Annotated in this window: 7 protein-coding genes; all 7 read right to left on the bottom strand. The window is 47.5% G+C overall.

Translation table 11 applies throughout. From position 1 onward, the window contains the following. Positions 1 to 10 precede the first annotated feature (10 nt). The gene (locus JS578_05035) at positions 11 to 3106 is read right to left on the bottom strand and encodes a TonB-dependent receptor (GenBank protein ID QRX64609.1); all 3096 of its coding nucleotides are present in this window, start codon (positions 3104 to 3106) and stop codon (positions 11 to 13) included. Between the two features lie 23 nt (positions 3107 to 3129). Further along, positions 3130 to 4719, bottom strand: a complete 1590-nt coding sequence (locus JS578_05030; GenBank protein ID QRX64608.1) for a hypothetical protein — start codon at positions 4717 to 4719, stop codon at positions 3130 to 3132. 418 nt (positions 4720 to 5137) lie between these two features. Beyond that, on the bottom strand, positions 5138 to 7033 hold the full coding sequence (locus JS578_05025; GenBank protein ID QRX64924.1) for a family 43 glycosylhydrolase: 1896 nt from the start codon (positions 7031 to 7033) through the stop codon (positions 5138 to 5140). A gap of 86 nt (positions 7034 to 7119) precedes the next feature. Beyond that, positions 7120 to 9615 carry a DUF4982 domain-containing protein gene (locus tag JS578_05020; GenBank protein QRX64607.1) on the bottom strand — a complete coding sequence of 832 codons (2496 nt, stop codon included), beginning with the start codon at positions 9613 to 9615 and terminating at the stop codon, positions 7120 to 7122. A 101-nt stretch (positions 9616 to 9716) separates the two neighbouring features. After that, positions 9717 to 12749, bottom strand: coding sequence for a glycoside hydrolase family 88 protein (locus JS578_05015; GenBank protein QRX64606.1), 3033 nt, complete (start codon positions 12747 to 12749; stop codon positions 9717 to 9719). Between the two features lie 193 nt (positions 12750 to 12942). After that, entirely contained in the window at positions 12943 to 14991 is a 2049-nt protein-coding gene (locus JS578_05010; GenBank protein QRX64605.1) for a RagB/SusD family nutrient uptake outer membrane protein, read from the bottom strand. 21 nt (positions 14992 to 15012) lie between these two features. After that, complete coding sequence (locus JS578_05005; protein QRX64604.1) at positions 15013 to 18213, bottom strand: TonB-dependent receptor; 3201 nt, start codon at positions 18211 to 18213, stop codon at positions 15013 to 15015. Positions 18214 to 18975: the final 762 nt, after the last annotated feature.

Genomic DNA, 18975 nt, shown 5'->3' with positions numbered 1-18975 from the left:
TTCATCATTGTTAGAATTTAACGTTTACACCAAAGTTCAATGTCTTCATTATCGGATATCTGTTTGATCCGTTGCTCTCTGGGTCGCTCAGATCATTCAGATGATCCCATGTGATCAGGTTGTTGCCATTGACGTAGAGACGGCAATCACTCATACCCACCAATTTGGTCCACCTGCTTGGCAGCGTGTAACTCAATTCCACATTTTTCAAGCGGAGAAAAGCACCGTTCATCAGGAAGAATGAATTTGCGCGTTGGTTGTGGTTTCCATAATTGTCATAGTGGAGCAAAGGATAGATTGCCGAGGCAAGGTTCTGTGATTCCGTCAATGCCGGATTCCATCTGTCCAAATGATGCTCTTTCACCTTCCCTCCATTCACAAAGGCGAACTGTGCTTCCGCATCGAAGTAGCGGCTGACCTTGCTGACACCCTGGAACATGAGGCTTAAACCCCATCCCTTGTAGTCGGCACCTAACGAAAGTGAATAGGTGTTTTCCGGGATATTGCTGTAACCGATAAAAGTCTCGTCGCGTTCGTCGATAAATCCATCCTTGTTCATGTCCTTGTATTTCAGGTCACCTGCCTGAACTGTACCGAACGTGGAAACAGGGAAATCGGGATTGGTTAGATCAGCGGATGTGACAAATCCTTCGCTAATCAATCCGAAATATTGATTGATGGGATGACCTTCTCGTTTGCGATAATCTGTTTTCAGGTCAGGCTCATCCATGTTTAAAATTTCATTTTTGGCATGTGTGAAAGAGAAGCCAACTGTGTAATTCAAGTCATTCCCAATGCGATTACGATACTTCAGGTCAATCTCATAACCGGCGTTTTTGGTCTCTCCCAGGTTACCTGCGGCCATCCAAACGCCCACCCACTCAGGACGAGTCTGGAAGGAGGTCAGGATGTCGTTACGACGTTCATAGAAAATGTCAGCCGTTCCAATCAACATCCCGTTCATGATGCCGAATTCCACCCCGAGGTTGTATTTGTTGGCACGTTCCCAGGTAACTGCATAATTGGGATATTGACTTTCATAGATACCGGTTACGCCTGTTTGTCCGAAATAGTAATCATTGGATATCTGTGCCCATTTCTCCTCGTAAAGGAAGCGTTGTTGTACTCCGTTTACCATATAAACATCGTTACCTACCTGTCCGTAAGAGGCACGTATCTTAAGGTTGTCCAACCAATCCTGCGTGCTCTCCATGAATGATTCATTGTTCACTCGCCATCCTATCGAGAAAGAAGGGAAGAAACCGAATCGGCGTCCTTTCATGAAGTTTTCCGAACCATTATAACCTGCATTGAATTCAGCCAGATAACGGTCATCATAACCATAGGTGACACGTCCTACCAGTCCTTGGTAGCGCTTTGCGAGATCTGCCTGGAATCGGTAGTCGTTTTGGTTGTATAGCATCATCGCAGTGATGTCATGTTCGCCAAACTGACGTGCATAGTTCAGCTGAGCCTCCATATAAAGTTTATAAGTGGTCGTTTGGTTGTTACCGGCATATTCCAATTCTGTGTCACTGTTGAACTGATTGTAAGCAGTGATGGATTGATAGTTTGCTCTATCGTTCAGCTCGTAGGTCGCAAAATCAGCGGTGAAACGACGCATGTAGTAGGAGTCGTAGTCAAACGAGAGCATTGCTTTGGCGGACAATCCTTCCGTTAGCCAATCCATTTTGTAGTCCATAATAAAGTTGGTTTCGTTGATCGTATTGGTTGCGCGATAGAAACCTCCTTTTGCCAGCCGTGCTGCAATGTTATTCTGATATTGTGAGCTGCCTCCGTAGAGTATCACTTCCCGGTCACCTTCCGTCACTGTATAATTGATAGGAAAGAGCCAACTGGGAGTATGGTTTATTTCGTAGAATACCTCGTTTGCATTCGCATTTGGACCGTTTCGTTCCTCGAAGCGTGTGCCGAAGTTCACCGACATGGTCAGGTCTCTGGTAAGGAACAGGTCCATGTTCCCGCGAAAACCAAACCGGCGATAGCTGGTGTTCGACTTGTTGCCGTACTTGTCAGTACTCAGGTTCTTATAGAGACCATCCTGGTCGTAATATTCTCCCGATGCATAATACCGCATGCGTTTTGAACCTCCTTGTACACTGAGGTTATAACGCTGCGCAGGTGCATAACTGTTGAGGATGTTGTTATACCAGTCAACATTTGGATAGAGCAGGGCATCAACACCGGTCAGTTGTCCGGCCGAAGATTTCCTGAACATTTCCAAATCGGTTGCAGAATATTGAGAAAGCAGGCCATCATTCGCCAGGGCTTCTTCAAGCAGCACGACAGAGTTGTAGGAATCAAGATAGGAGTCGTTACGTGTGGGGGTTTGATACTGCCAGTTGGCTGTAAGGCTGACAACCGGTTTTTGATCTTTACCCCGCTTAGTGGTAATCAGCATAACGCCATTTGCGCCGCGCACTCCATAAACTGCGGTTGCTGAAGCATCTTTTAAGACTGAAATCGATTCAATATCATCAGGGGCAATCTGGGAAAACTGACGCTCCACACCGTCTACAAGTACCAGGGGTTGGCCGTTACCTGCAAATGTTGCAATACCTCGGATGTAGATGGATACATCGTCAGAACCGGGAGCTCCGGATGATTGTGTTGTAAAGACACCCGGAATCTTACCGACGATAGCCTGTGATACGTTTGCGGCCGGCGATTTGACCAGCTCGCTACTGGATACCTGGGAGATGGCACCAACCACACTCTCTTTCTTCTGTCCACCATAGCCTACAACGATCACCTCTTCCAACAACTCCGTATCCTCTTCCAGGGTGATTGAGAGTGTACTCATTCCTGCTACAGGTACCGTTTGGGTTCGATACCCCACGTAGGAGATCAGTAGTTCGGAAGCCTCACCGTTCACCGTCAGCGTGAAATTACCATCAAAATCAGTAGCCACACCATTCAATGTTCCAACTTCCTGTACAGTAGCACCAATAATTGTTTCTCCCTGCACATTGCGAACCACACCACTCACCGTTTTCTGTTGGGCATAGATATTCATCTGAGATGATAGCAGCAATAAAAGCAACAGCATTCGGAAAGTTGAATTTCTCAATACTATTATATTCATTTTATTGTTTTTCATAGATAGAATTATTTAATGAATGGATAGGTAGATATCGAAATGAAGTCCATATGAGAACTATCGGTTGTGAAACAGCTGCCTAACGGTCCGGTCGGGAATTCGTTGTGGAAGTATGAGTAATTCATGGTAACTCCCGCAACGGTAGTTACTTTAACGATTATATCCAAGCGCGTGTCTATTCGACGTATCGTCATGTCCACAAATGCACCCTGCATATCTGCAACGAATGTTTCAAAATTGAAATTATGCGAGATGTTTTCACCAATATAGTATGTACCCCATCCGTAAGCGTCTGAACGAAGCACCATGTATTCCTCAACACCCTCGGAACCGATCGCAATTCCATTGGTCAGCACAAGTACCCAGTTGTTCCAGTTTGCTCCTCCGCTACCGTAGTTGTAGAACTGGTATTTGATGGCGCCATTGCCGTCGAATGATTTTAAATCTGAGTGAATAGACCACCATCCGCTCGTATTGTCTTCTGCGCCGAATCTGTTCTTACCTTTCTCGTAGAGGGTACCGGAATATACCTCTTTTGCATCAATCTCAATATAAGATTTCTCGACTGTCAGGAATGCTCCCCACTCGCCTTTCACTCCCTCCTGGAAGTAAGAATAGGTATATTCCTTGCCGCCGGTAGTGGTAGCGATAGCTGTCACTTCAAGGCGTCCGTCTATGTTTTTTAGAGTCAGATCCACGGTGGCACCGTTCATGTCGGCTATGAAATTGTCAAAGTCGAAATCGTGTTGGATGTTATCTCCACTATAGTTAGCCGATCCCCAACCATATGCATCGGAACGCAATACGAAATGTTCGGCATAACCCTCTTCTCCAAAAGCCTTGCCATTGGTTACGACCACCAACCAGTTTTCCCAGTTGTTTCCACCACCTGAGTTGAAGTTTTTGAACTTGAAATGAACGATCCCATTTCCGGTAGTAGATACCACTTCTGAGAAGGCACTCCACCAACCGGTTGTGAAGTCGGTCGCACCAACGGTGATAAACTCCTGAAACGCATTGCCACCACCACCGCCTTTCACCGGAGTAGCTTTTTCCTTCCCGGTTATGGTGTTGCGATAGAGTTTGAAGTCATCCAGCCACCACTCTGCCGGTTGCTGACCTGACCCGTTTCCAATGTATAGATAAGGTGCAGTTGCCATGAATTGAACCAACTCCTCCCAGGAAGCATAATCGGCATCACTACTCGTGACAATCCGTTCAGCTGCTTTTTCACCGTTAACATGGATGGTATAACCGGTGTAGGTGACTGCTACGGCAACGTAATACCATTCTTCAGCCGTGAAGAGTGAAGGTTCACTTTGACGCTGTGCATAATCAACGCCATTGAAATTAATCTGGCCATTCGCCGTGAAGAACATCTTTTGTGAACCCTCCACATTTTGGAATGAGAGCAGAGCTCCGGCATTGTCTTCTGCCGATTGCTTCACCCAGAAAGTAAATGAAACTGCATTCTGTACTTTTACATTGAGAAGAGGATTTGGTATCTGTGTATACCCTCCATCAAGTTGTAGTACATTTCCAAGTGAATCGTCATTCATGATCTGAGGCAGATTTCCCCCATCGTATGCGGCTAGCATGATTGCCTCAGGGTCTAAATCCTCTTCGAACCCAAGGTTCAGAACCTGTTCAAGCCGCGGATAAACTTGATTTCCTGCGGGAGGGTCAATTTGTCCCCATTGTTCACTACAAGACGATAAACAAAGGAGAACCGCCACCATTCCGGCGAAAGAAAGTTTATGAATTCTTTTTCTTCTTTTCATGAGTTAAAAACATTAAAGATTAATCAAAACATGATTACAAATGTATAATAATGTTGATATCAGGGGGTGGATTTTTGATTTTTTTAGGTGGACAATCAGATTATTAAAATAGATGATGTTTCAGGGTATTTTATTATATTTCAGATGTCTTTCACGGTGAACAAAACGATTGCACCACCTTTGATTGTATTTATAACAATCAAAGGTGGTGCAATTAAATAAAACCGTTGCTTAGTTACAACGATGGACTCACCTGCCTGATGCTTCCATCCTCATTGAACTCCATTTTGTCGATACAGACTTCCCGGTGATAGCCCGGACCCTCATTCAATGAATGCTTGTTGATGCGGTGGTAGACAATATACCACTCATCTTTTCCGGGAACCTGCAACACCGAATTGTGTCCGGTGCCATATATCTCCCTCTCTTCGTCCTTCATTATGACGATATTGTTGGCAGGGATATGTAGTGGCCCCAGTGGTGAGGTTGCAGTGGCATAACGCACCTTGTAGTTGGGGCTGCCGGTATCATCTTCCGACCAGAGGAAGTAATAGAGCCCATTCCTGTAAAAGATGTTGATTGCCTCCCGGAAAGTCCGGTCAGGGGTCATTTCCTTTACCGGACCCTTTTTGATGGAAACCATGTCTTTTTGCAGCTCGGCAACGGCCATGTAACCATTTCCCCAATAGAGGTAATTCTTTTTGCTCACCGGATCGAAAAAAATGTCTGGGTCAATCTCCTGACCGCCCTTCACTCCTTCCGGTTTGAAGTCAATCAATGGTTTTCCGGAATCAACAAAAGGACCGGTGGGGTGGTCCGCAACGGCTACGCCAATCTTCTTGGGTTCACCCTCTTTACCGCCACTGAAGTAATAATAGTACTTGTATTTGTTCTTCCCTTCCTTCTTTTCTATGATGCAGGGAGCCCAGGCGTTGCCATCGGACCACGACACATCTTTCAGATCCAGTATTACCCCTTCATCTTTCCACTCACTGAGATCTTCGGAAGAGAAGCTCTTAAAGTAGTAGCCTCCCCAACCCGGAAAACCGTCACTGGTAGGATAGATATAATATTTACCCGTTTTTTCTGAATAAAGCACATCCGGGTCGGCAAAATATCCCGTCAGCACGGGGTTCTGAGTGGCAGGCATCTCGAAACCTTCGGGAACGCCCCATCTTGTGGTGAGCGCTTCCAGCTCTTTCCTGGTAATGGGAATCACACTCCCGTGACGAGGCTTGAAATCCATGCTGATCTCGTGATCAATCACCCTGAACTGATCGAGATCAACGCTTTCACAGAACTGGTATTCCCCCCTTCCATACACATCATACAGCAGGATATATTTGTCCTGGTTGGTCAGCTTAAAGATGGATGAACCTTCAACAGCATGGCGCGTCTGCTGTTTGTAGTCAGGCTGCTCAATCCAGCAACCGGAAGTGAGGTTATCGGTCATGGCTTTCCTGATGCCGTTGCCATGTCCCTCGGTTTTGTAAAACATATGGAAGATCCCGTTCTTGTAGATGATATCACCATCGATACATGATTTTCCGTTTTTAGGGAAGAAAAGTTGCTTTGCTGTACCTTCCAGATCGGTGAAATCTGAATTGGCATAGGCATAATAGATGATGTCAGGCCCGTTGCCGTGCTGCATCGACCAGTAGACAAGATATTTCCCGGCATGAGGATCATAAATGGTTTGGGGTGCCCATACCCGTTTCAGTTCTTCCTGTCCCGGGTATTTTTTCTGGATGTTGATGGTCGATGATGTCCAGTTGACAAGATCTTTCGATTTCAGGAGTACCATCCCCCGGTTCGAATCCCATCCTTTTGATGAGGTCATATCCGTCACCACCATGTAAAAGGTCTCCCCATCCTGACTCCTCAAAATATGCGGATCCCTGACTCCTCCTGTTTCACTGATTTTCTTTGAATCAATTACCGGCCTGTTGTTGTTCAGTGCCCGATAGTTATAGCCATCCAAACTGACCGAGAAGCATATCTGCTCTTCTTCCACACTGTTTCCGTGGAAATATGTGAAAAGATAGGCCACATAATCCTTCTCGGCAATATTCGGGGCATAACCCTCTCCGGCTCTTACTCCTGTAAATGTAGCGACAAGAGCTACAATCATTGTAAAACTAGTAAGTCGTTTGCTCATATATGTTTGGATTAAACGGTTTCGATTCATAAATGATGTTTCAATGTTTGAGCCATTCGTTATTCAGCAACCAGAGTAACTTCAGTCGATTCCAGCCAGGGAGAAGTGAAGTTAATTTTTATCTCCCCCTCTTCACCGGTTGCCTGTACATATGCAAGTATACGTCCGTGAAAGACACGATGCCGGTTGTCGGTATAATCGCTCATGTCTGAATTGTTACTTGCTTCCAATCCGAGCAATTCCGCCGGACCGGAGATATGGCAAGTCACTTCGTTGTCTGACAGAATCACCGGAACGCCATCTTCATCGACCACTTGTACCACAACATGAGCCAATCCCTTCCCCTTGCTGATCTGTTCTGCTGCCTGAACAACCTGCAGGGCGTAGGGCCGTTTGGAGCTCTGTATGGCATAATTTGATACGGCGTTGTTATCCTGATCCATGCCCACTACTTCCAGTTTACCTGCTGAGTAAGGGATGTCCCAGAATATAATCCCTGTTCGATCGTCATACTCCTTTGTTTCGCCTACCTCTTTTCCGTTCAGAAATAGTTTTGCCTTGTCTGCATTTGTATAACATACCACCCGGATCGATTGACCTTCATTGTAGTTCCAGATGGGCCATGCATCCATCGACGGTACTCTTTCAACGTAGTTCGATTCGTTCCCTTCTTCGGTTTGAGACAATACATCTCTCGACTGGCTACGGGCCCCTCTTCCGGGAGTAGGGTAGGTTCCCAGGTAGGCCATTGGCTTGTCTGACCAAAGGGACTGTCTGAAATAGCCTCTCGGTTTGATGAATCCTCCGAAGTCGAGCAGACCTGAATAAAAGCCTCTCGAGGGCCAACGACCCGATTCCCCGAGATAATCAATTCCAGTCCAGAGGAATTGTCCGAAGATATGTTCCTTGTCACGTGTGGCCTTCCATGCAGCCATGTCGTGCCTGTTTTCACTTCCATAAATAACACGCTCGGGATATTTCTCATGATCACTGTCGTATTTGTTTTCAGTGTAGTTATATCCTGCGATATCCAACGCTCCGGGATATTCGGTTTCGTTCGACATGGCCACACCGGCCAAGCCTGCAGTCACGGGACGTGCCTTATCATATTCTTTCACCACTTTCACCAGGCGTTTGGCAATATCCCCCAGCTCCATCGCATCGGGTGCATCGGGATTGTATCCACCATAGGAGGCTTGTGTGAATCCTGCCTTCTCTCCACCAAGTACCGGGTGAGAATAGGGGTCGTTGGGGTAATCTACCTCGTTGCCGATGCTCCAGGCAAAGACCGAGATGTGATTGCGATCGCGCCGCACAAGGTCGGCAAGGTCAATCTCGCTCCATTCCTTGAATATATCGTATGAACCCTGGAATCCGGGAGTCCCCACGTTCCAGCCTTCCAGCCACTTTCGCTTGGGGAATACCCATTCATCATACATCTCGTTGAGGACCAGTATGCCCAATTCATCACACAGGTCATACAGATCTGTTGCCTGTGGATTGTGACTTGTCCTGATCGCATTGACCCCAATCTCTTTCAGCGTTTGCAAGCGCCTTTTCCATACGTCGCGGTAGACCGCTGCACCCAGCACGCCTGCATCGTGGTGAAGGCAGACACCTTTCACCTTCATCCATTCTCCGTTAAGCGCAAACCCTTTGTTCGGATCAAATGTGTAGGAACGAAATCCCGTGCGGGTGGTTGTCTGATCTGTCACCATTTTCCCTTTCAGCACGGTGGTCTTCAGCTCATACAAATTCGGGTCGGTGAGGGACCACAATGCCGGCTTGTTCACCTTTAAGGTGGTTGTAAGTTTATTCCCGCTGCCCGGTTTCGCGATCAGTTTCTTCGATGTTTTTGCCACCAGTTTTCCTTCCGGTGAGAAGAGTTCATTGACAACGGTTAATGAGGTGTTGAGCTCCTCTTCGTTGTTGATGTCCACCTCCACGTTCAGCCTGTACCCATTCTTAATCTCTTCGGGATAGGCATAAACACCCCATTGGGCAATGTGTACAGGGTTGGCGTATACCATCCATACGTCACGGTAGATGCCTGAGCCGGTGTACCAGCGTGAGTCGGCTGATTGGCTGTGATCGACCCGCACGGCAATCACATTCTCCTCTCCATAACGGATGTGGGGTGTCGCATCAACCATGAATGAGATATAACCGTTGGGACGTTTTCCCAGCGACTCTCCATTCAGAAACACTTCGCTGCGGTTGTAGACCCCCTCAAAATAGAGATATACTTTCTCTCCCTCTTTTTCTGCGGGGACATTGATTGTCTTACGATACCAGCCAATCCCGCCCGGCAGATAGCCTGTTGCACTGGCCAGGGTGGGGCTCAGCTGACCTTTCACACTCCAGTCGTGTGGGAGGTTGACCTGTTGCCAGCGAGAATCATCAAGCGTAATTGCCTGACCCTCTTTTACGTCATTCAGGACAAATTTCCAGTTTTCATTGATCCTTTCAGGCTTGCCGAAAGAGACCTGTGCCCGTAGTGACGGCGCAATTCCTGAAACCAGCAATAACACAATAATAAATAAATTTTTCCGCATGCGATTGTTTGTTTGAATTGGTCTAATGGTGAATATTTGTATGGCAACGATAAGCAATTACATCTAAGTTCTTAAAAGGTGTCCGCAACAGCTTTCAATGGTTAATTCTTTTGATACACCCTTACGTAATCGATCTCATAGTGGAGGGGAAATGCCGAATCATCGGGAACACCGCCGTGTTGTCCTCCAATTGCCAGGTTTAACAACAGATAATGGGGTTGTTTGAACGGGTTTCTGAAATCACCGAGTGACCCGTTCACAGTTTCAGAAAGATCGATCTCGTTGAGCAGTTCATCATCGAGGTACAGTTGAATGGTCTCTTCATCCCAATCCATACGCCAGATATGGTATTTGTCTGCCCAGTGAGGATCCTTTTTGGTGAAATGGGTAAAGGGTGTAGCGGAGCTGTCCCATTTGGCCTTGAATCGCTCCTCTGTACCCCAGGCTGCGTTGGCCAGGATATGGGGTTCTCCCTCAATGCGGTAATATTCCATGATGTCGATCTCTCCGTTTGAGGGCCACTCCTTCTCCGAACCGAGTGTCCAGATAGCCGGCCAGGAGCCACTGGCTGTTGGAATCTTTGCCCGTATCTCGAAACGCCCATATTGAAATTCTTTCTTACCCATTGTTTTGATGGATGAGGAGCTATATTGAATCTCTTCCCTGCTGCTGCGCCAATCGTTGCTTCCTGCTTCAAAGAGAGGGTTGTTTTTCTTCTCCCTGCGACCGGTGATGATGAGTCGGCCGTCACGGCAAAGAGCATTCTCCTGCTGGTACCACTGCAGTTCATGGTTGCGTACGAAACCCTCTTCAAATGACCATACAGCCGGGTCTGGTGTGCCTTCCTGGTTGAATTCATCGTGCCACACCAAGTTGTATCCTTCAATTTCTTCAGGGGCCGAAGAATCGGGTGTGAGCTCGTCAAAAATGGTTAAATCCCACTCATCAAACCATTTGAGAACAGGAAGCCCATCTTCAAATAGAACCGGCAGCCATATGTATCTGCCATCTATAGGGGTGTCGGGTTTCCAACGATCGGCCATGAATATATAAGCATCTTTCTTTCCCTGTAGCGGTATGATGAAGGTGCTTTGCGAATGAAAAGTGAGATCGGCATCATCTCCGCGAGCAGGGTTCGGATGCAATGTCCATGGCCCCATGATGTGATCGGCAGTCAGCAGACGCGCCGCATTCGGCGCCCATCCCGTGCAGCCCGATGTTATCATGAAATAGCGTCCATCTTTTTTGAAGATTGCCGGGGCCTCGTTGTGTCCACCCGGTTCTACCCGCACGTAGTTTCCCGAGTGATCAAGATAATCGTCCGTTAATTCAGCGATGTGGAGGGTGAGATTTTCTTCTGAAGCGTAGATATGGTATGCCTTCTCATCATCGTCCACAAAGAGGGTCATGTCACGCGACATCTGGCCCCCTTCAAAATCGCGGCGAACAAGCAAGCCATCTTTCAGGGCCTCCATCCATTCGGGAGTCCACCAGTCTTCAAAGTCGGAAGGCTGCACAGTCGAATTGCGTTGTTCCTCCGTCATATTCATGGGCCATACACCCGCGTTTACCCTCCCGTTTTTAACCAGTTGATAAGGGCCCATGACCTCGTCGCTGACCGCGACTGCCACATGGGCCGCTTCATATCCCCTACCTTTGAGTTCCAGGTGAAAATACATCACAAACTTACCTGTTTTGACATTGTAAATAACCTTGGGACGTTCGATGGTGCTTCCTTTTACGATTGGACTCTCCTGGTCATCACTCACCGTTAATGCTACCCCTTCATATTTCCAGTTGTATAGATCGTCTGATGAGTAGCAGGTTACCCCCACGTGTGCAGCGTTCGACTTTTCACCTTTGTGCTCACCAAACCAGTAGTATCTGCCCTCGTGAGAGAGAATGCCTCCACCGTGTGCGTTAATGTGATTTCCCTGGTCGTCGCGCCAGATTGCCCCCGGGGTGAAAGCACTTTTTGCGGTGCTGTATTTTACCATCTCAGAAGCGGCCAGCAGGAAAGCTCCCACACCGAAATCGGAAGTGGTCTCAGGACCCACATTACGGTGTTGGTCTGCTCTCTCTCCGATAGGCTGCACAAAGCCTACCAGACCGTTCTCCTGCAGTGCGATGTTGCTCAGGTATTCCCATCCCTTTTTCACTACGGGCAGAAACTCTTTTTCCGATAGCAGGCCATTGTTGATTCCCCAAAGGTATCCATAGAGGAAGAAAGCGGTTCCGCTTGTTTCATATCCGGGTGCATGTGAGAGGTCCAGCAGGCTCCTTGACCAGAAACCTTCATCCTGTTGCGATGCCATCAGCGAGGAGGCCATGGCCCTGTAGATTTGGATGTATTCATCGCGGTGAGGATCACTTACCGGCAGTTGGTTCAATACTTTTGCCAGTCCGGCAAAGACCCAGCCGTTGCCCCGGGCCCAGAAGTCTTTTTTGCCGTTATTTGTCTTGTGTGCAGGGTAGATATATTTGGCGTCACGATAGAAGAGTGCTGCTTCTTCATCGTACATCAGATCCCTGGCAAATGTGAAATAGTCGTGCAATTTCTCCAGATAGAGACTGTTCCCGGTAATGTGATACAGCTTCGTCATCACGGGCATCACCATGTAAAGTCCGTCGGCCCACCACCAATAGTCATTCTGTGGTGTCCCCATCTGATATTCCATTACCTCCAATGCACGGGCAATCTTATGATCAGCAGGATCAAGATTGTACAGATCAGCATACACTTGAAAGCAGATCTGCCAGTCGCCGAAGAGCACATAGTCATCACTCTCACCGTAGCTGTATTTCCAGTTTTCCCGTGCGTCAGATTTGGCTCCCTTCCACTCATTCTGTTCGGCCCAGGCATGTGAAAAAGCGAGAAATTCCTCGTTTCCCGTTACTTCATAGGCTGCCATGTTGCCGGTGTGATAGGCCGCACGGTGCCAGAACGCATTACCGTGGTTGGGGTTATTTGTTTGCCAGTATTGGTTTACCTTGTTGAGGATTCCGAGTACCTCGGTTTTGGAAACAAAAGGTTGTTTTATTTCTTCACCCGCATTGACTGATGATACACAGCCGGTGACAATTAATTGAGCAACTATTGCCGCCAATATGGCAACACATTTGTTTTTGTTCATTTTTGTATGCTATATGTGATGTCAGACCATAAAAGAAAGCCAATTGATTTCTTCAACGTGACTTCAAATTCATATGTACCCAAAGATAAAAAAAAAGAGTGTAATATGAAGAAATGAAACATAAAAGTTGAAACGGCGTAGAAAGAGTTCAAAAGGAACTCTTTCTACGCGTTTCTCATTGATTGCTCAACGATTAGTTTACTGCCGGAACACCAGCTTCCAAAGGCCAATATGGATTTTGGTAGATGGTCGACTGTGTGGGATCATTCCCGTTTGGAGAGGTGAGCAGGAACTGTTTGATCATGATCGGTTCCAGATAGTGGGCCATTCTCCAGGTGCATCCCTCGAAGCCGGCCTGACCGGAGTAACGTTCAAAAGGACGCAGATACTCACTCTTCTCGGGAGGTGAAACGGTGGAGTTTGTACCCTCGTTGTACACCAGGTCACTTTCATTGTACCACTCTTGCATGGGGCTGTTCCACAGATGGAATCCTTCCATGTGATAAGGTTCATCAATGAGTTGATCCATAGAGCGCCAGCGGCGAAGGTCCATATAGCGGAATCCTTCCGCCAGCAGCTCGCTGCGTCGTTCGCGACGAATATTGTACAATGTGGGGTCTGTGATAACCGATCCCGCGGTGAATGCGCCCCAGTCGTTTTCAGCTTCCTTGCTCATGTCGGTCAGTGAGATGGTCTTGTTGAAGTCGGGATCCACACCTGCTCTTTGACGGATCAGGCTCCAATACTCAGCAGCCGTAGCATCTATTGTTCCATTCAGGAGGTAGCTGGCTTCGATGTAGTTCAGCAGTGCTTCTACAGAGCGGAATGCGATTGAAGCAGTGTATCCGCCTCCGTTGGCGTAGTGCTTTTTGTTCAATGAGCCCCCTTTGCGGAGTGCATAACCGGTGGCGTAGCCACGTTCAGAATCACCCAGTGTGATGGCAGGGTAGGGTTCTGTCATCACCGCTTCTGTACCTTCCGGATTGTTGACTTCAAAAAGGATGTTTTTCTGTCCCGGTTCTTTAAGGAAGAGCGACAAACGGGTATCCCGGTTGGCTCTTACATCTGCAATCGTTTGGTCACCCATGTAATAACCGTTGCCCTCTTCGTAAGATCCGTTGGTATATAACGGTGTGCCATCCGCCATCAGGAAATTCTGAACATAGCCCCTGGTGAGGCCGATGCGGTAGTTACCCCTGCCTGCTGCAGCGTTGACATTGTGGGTGACAAGTCCCCGTGCATACTGACGCCAGAGCATTACTTCCGGATATTCGGAGAGGTCCTCATCGGCAAACATGTTGAAGTAAGGATTGGCTGCATCCTCTTCAGATTGCTGTACGGTGCCGGTATTGGGGGTGAGTGACCCTTTGTACTTGTCACCCACTGTTTTGGCAGCGTCAGCGGCCTGAGTCAGGAACCAGGTGACCTCGTTGTCGATGCTTCCCGCGGGATAGCTGTAGCTCGGATGCTGTTCAGTTCCCGGCCAATCTTCACCTCCCGGCACAAAGGCTGTACCCTTAAAATTTTTCAACCATGTACCCTCAAAGAGTGCGACTCTTGATTTAAGCAACAAGGCTACATCTTTGTTGATACGGGTGGTATTGAAATCCACATCACCCATGTATGTGTATGCTTTGTCCAAATCATCCATGATGAATCGGGCTACCTCGTTGCGAGGGAAACGCTTGCTGGCCTCAGCAAGAACTTCCATGTCATCGGGTAACGGCTCCGTGATGATCGGGAAATCACCAAACATCTGCAGTTTCTTGAAATATTCCAACGCACGGAGGAAATACATCTCGCCGATATAGTGCTTTACATGCGCATTGTTACCGCTGATCACTGATTCCGATCCATCCATGCTTTCGCCAAACTTCTCCAGCGTCTGTGTGAGGTAAAAGTTCACATGATAGATGCGGTTGAACGCCCAGTTGTTAGACTCACTATTGGGTACCAACCATCGATCAGTAGTATAGCGGTTGTTTGCTGTCACTCCGATTTGGTTGTCGGTACCGTTGTCTTCACCGTAAATGCCGTAACTCCAGTTGGAATGGCTGGGCAGGATATGAGGATAGAGATCCATCAATATTGCATCCAGCTGTGCGGCAGAAGAGTAATACTTTTCCGGAGAGATGTTCGACATGGGCTCCTTGTCGAGAAAATCATCACATGAGGTGATGCCAGCAAAGAGTACTGCCGCCAGAATGATGTGATATAGATATTTATACTTAAATGGTTTCATCTGTGTATTGTTTAGCGTTTATTAGAATGAGGTTGAAATCCCAAAAGAGAATGTACGTGCCAGTGGATATGCGTTTCCATAGCTTTCGTATCCACCGTCAATTGTTTCGGGATCGAATACCTTGAGCAGGCTTGTGCCTGTCAGCAGGTTGTCAATAGAAACAAACATTCGGCAGTTGGAGATGCCTGCTTTCTCTGTGAGATGAACCGGGATGGTGTAACCCAGCTGCAGGTTTTTTAAGCGGATATATGATGCATCCTGCAGGTATCTTGTCTGTCTTTGTTGGTTCTTACTGGTTCCAAATACAGGACGTGGAAAGTAAGAATCGGTGTTGGCCGGTATCACTCTTCCCTCCAATCCTATATCGTTGGGGCGGAAATAGTCCTGATGGGCACCCAGTGCTGCCGACCACCATTGACTGCTGGTGACGCCCCAGAAGATGGGGCTGCCGGTGAAATAGTCGCGTTTAGCCACTCCCTGGATGAATGCACGCATGTCAAATCCTTTGTAGCTGGCCGACAGATCCGCACCAAAGAAGTAGCGAGGAGTACTGTTACCAATCACTTTCAGGTCGCCATGATCGTCGAGTGTCTCCGCTCCTGAGCTGATGCCCGGTTTACCGTCAAGGTCAGCATACATGATGTCTCCGGCCGACCATTCAGAACCGAGGGCCGTTTGTCCGCCCACTGCTTCCAGATGTGCGTCCATCTCTTCCTGTGTTTTGGCGATATCAACGGTTTCATATCCCCATATTTCACCAATCTCACGTCCATTGTTGAAGTTCCAGATTGATTTTGTGGAGTTACCCGGATAGCTGCGGATAATGGTTCTTGCATCGTGTACATTGAGGGTGATGCCATAGCGGAAGTCATTGGATAGGTTGTCCCTCCAGTTGAGGGTGATTTCATTCCCCACAGTTTTCAGGTCACTGTTGTTGGAGCTGGGAGCCGAGAGACCTAAGGTTGCAGGTAGTTCCATTGCCGGTCCCACCATGTTGTCTGTGAAGCGGACAAAAGTATCGAATGAACCGGTGAGCCGGTTGTTGAACAAACCCCAATCGAGACCGATGTTCCAGGTACGTACTGTTTCCCAGGTGAGTGATGTGCTCACCAGGTTGTTCACCCATGCAGTGTTGGGGCGTGCCCCCCCTTGCAACCAGCTGCCTGCCTGTGGGTTGATGGTCATGGTGCGGTAAGTGGGGTACCAGGCATTGGTGCTCTGGTTGCCCAACACACCATATGAGCCACGCAGCTTGAGTTGGTTGACTACATCCACCATATCTTCCCAGAAACCTTCTTGTGCAATATTCCATCCCAGTGAGAAGGAGGGTGACCAGGTCCATCTGTTTCCTCTGCGGAAGCGTGAAGAGCCATCGTACCGGAGATTTGCTTCGGCCAGGTATCGTCCTTCATAATCATAGTTCACACGGCCAAAGAAACCTGCTGTCGACCACTGGTTGCGGTATCCCGAGATCTCTGCCGGACGCTCAACGCCCTTGCCATCAACACCCGATATAAGGTCGAGTTCCGGCAAATCTTCCGCCTGCAATCCGTAGCCGGTGGCAGAGAAGAAGCTCTGCTTCTGTTCATCTGCCTGGAAACCGAGCATCGTTTTAAAGTTGTGAGACTCATCCATGGTCCAGGAATAATCGGAGTAGATGTTCCAGTTCATGTAGTTCTCTTTTCGGTATGCCTGGTAGAGACTTGAAGTCCCCTGGGTGTCAATGACGTTACCCTGTACATCGTGGTTGTAGTAGGGGAGTCTTGTCTGACGGATATCCTGGTTGTTGATGCTGTAGTTGAATTCGAAATGAGTCTTCCAATTCTTGATGGGTTCCAGGATAAATGCTGCCTGTTGATAGATTCTGTCGGTCTGAGCCAAACGTTCTCCACCCAGCGCAAGCATCATTGCAGGGGTGTCAGCATTGCTGTTGTGATAATTCCCGTTTTCGTCATAGACAGGCAGGTTGGGCCATGTCTGTCGACCAATCTTCTCATAGAAGCCACCTCCGAAGTTCGTGGGGCGATGCATATCCTGACGTATCAGACGCATGCTGTAGTTGAAGGTTACCCAATCGGCAAGACGTGAGCTGATTTTCCCGGAGGCATTGTACCGATCCTGACCGTCAGAACCATGGTTCAGCATCCCATTGTAGTTGAGATATCCGAGTGAGGCGTAATAGTTCAGTTTCTCGTTTCCGCCGCTGATGCTCAGGTTATGGTTCTGAGAGAGCGCGTTGTCGCGGTACAACTCATTGTACCAATCGGTATTGGCATATCCGGTAGTGAAGGGGTCTCCTGCCGGTTTACCCCACACATTGCCATCAGTTAGCAAACCACCGCTGCTTGTGCCTCCTGCAGCCTGAAAGTCCATCATCCGCTTCATGGTTTCATTGTTGAAGATGGCTCCCCATCCGGCGTTCAATGCACCCTGGTTGTAGTAGTTGGCAAAGGTATAGGAATCCATCATCTCCGGCATGCCTATAGGGCTGGAAAGGCGGAAGCTGTTGTTGTAGTTGACCGATGTCCTGCCTTCACGTCCCTTCTTGGTAGTGATTAAAACCACACCAAATGCAGCACGTGATCCATAGATGGAAGAGGCCGAAGCATCTTTGAGCACCGAGATCGATTCAACGTCCTCAGGATTGAGGAGATTGATGTCGCCCTCCATGCCATCGATCAACACAAGCGGATTGTCGCTGGAGCCCTCACCAATGGTTCCTGTACCGCGGATACGTATCGACATGTTTGATTCGATGTCACCGGCATTGTGTGTTAGCTGGAGTCCGGGAATAAGTCCCTGGAGGGCATCAGATACCGTATTTACCGGTCTTGATTCAATGTCCTCAGAAGTGGCAACTCCAACCGCTCCGGTCAGGTTCACCTTCCTTTGTGTGCCAAAACCTACGACGACCACTTCATCCAGGGTTTTGGTATCCTCTAACAACACGATTTGCAGGGTTCCTCCGGTAACCTCTACTTCCTGCGTGATGTAGCCGATATAGCTGATTTGTAGTGTGGCACCAACTGGTGCCGATAGGGAGAAATTCCCGTCGATGTCGGTTACGGTCCCATTGGTAGTCCCTTTCTGCAGAATACTGGCGCCGATGATCGCATCTCCGTATTCGTCGGAAATGTTGCCCTTGACTGACTGCTGGGCGTATGTCATAAAACAGAATAGATTTATGACAGTGAATAGTAAGAATGTTTTTAGTTTGTACATAGATTTTTTAGAAATTTGGTTGCCGATTGACTAATGGCAAGTTGAGTTATAAACGGTGAACAGATTTAATCTTAAAAGAAATTTTTCATTCAAGGTTTTCTTTGCATAATTTGTGATTCATTTTAGTTTTCGATTATGTGAATGCTGCAAAGATAGGTTGTGAGCCATAATAGGGACTCCAATTATCATTAAAAAAGGGGGAATATTAGTGATGGGTAATATCTTCAGGGATGTTTATAGAGAGAGGAAAAGATGCATAAATTGAGTGATATAAATATATAGATCAAGGTTCGCACGTTTATCATATTGAGATGAATGAAGTTCTCTCTCATCTGGATTGTTTGCTTTCATTTTGATTGGATCTCATTCGGTACTCGTTCTAATCTCGTTCTAATATGGTTCTAATATGGTTCTAATCTCGTTCTAATAGATTCGAGGCAAATTAGAATCAGTTACGATTAAGATTAGGTCAAAATGGGGGTCATGTGAAGCGATGTCACAATAAAAACGCATCTCCCGGTGGGGGAGATGCGTTATGAAAAAAATATTATTTCAGTAAGTTTTGTCTTCACTACTGTCCGGTTTAATTTTCCCAATGTGTCAGCTTAAAGTATGAGTTGCATAATTTGGGTGAAAACTGTTTTACCGGTACTCATTTCATACGCTATTTGAAGGGAAAAGTAAAAGAATTGGTCAATTGAAAACCATTGGCATGAATGCATCAGTCAATGCATGCATGCCAATGGTTAAATAATAATTATC

This window comes from Dysgonomonadaceae bacterium zrk40 (genome assembly GCA_016916535.1).
In the GTDB taxonomy this organism is placed as follows: Bacteria; Bacteroidota; Bacteroidia; order Bacteroidales; family Dysgonomonadaceae; genus Proteiniphilum.
Note: the sequence above shows the minus strand (reverse complement) of the source record. Positions and strands in the feature narration are given on the sequence as shown.